At 66.9% G+C, this 562-nt stretch carries 1 pseudogene; it reads left to right on the forward strand.

What is annotated here, in order from left to right:
* Positions 1-562 (forward strand): annotated as a pseudogene (locus tag ACFX59_RS18405) (IS3 family transposase); the annotation flags it as partial.

Consider the following 562-nt stretch of genomic DNA (forward strand, 5'->3'; position numbering starts at 1 on the left):
CCGCATCCGCGAACTGGAGCGCCAACTCGGGCGCAAGACGCTGGAGGTCGAGATCATGAAGGAGGCGCTGGAGCGCTCGCGCCCAAAAAAAGCGAGCTTGCTCATGCACTCGCCGTTGCCGGAGACTATCCGGTGAGCCTGGTCGCCAGCACGTTCGGCGTCGGGCGCTCGACGGTGTACGACCGCCTGGCCGATAGCACCAAGGCTCGCGGGGCGTACTCGAAGGCCGAGGATACCGATCTGCTGCCGCGCATTCGCCAGATCGCCGCGCAGCGGCCAACATACGGCTACCGCCGCATCACGGCGGTCCTCAATCGACAGCAACGCGCCGAAGGATCGGCGCCGGTCAACCACAAGCGCGTCTATCGAATCATGGCGGCGGGCCGCCTGCTGCTGGCGCGGCGCTATACCGAGCGGGCCGACTACGGCCATGACGGCGTCGTGGTGACGATCCGCTCGAACCTGCGCTGGTGCTCGGACGGCTTTGAGTTCACCTGCTGGAACCGCGAGGTCGTGCGCGGCGCCTTCATCATCGACGCCCACGACCGCGAGATCATCGCCT

It is taken from the genome of Sphingomonas sp. NCPPB 2930, assembly GCF_042867205.1.
Taxonomy (GTDB): Bacteria; Pseudomonadota; Alphaproteobacteria; order Sphingomonadales; family Sphingomonadaceae; genus Sphingomonas.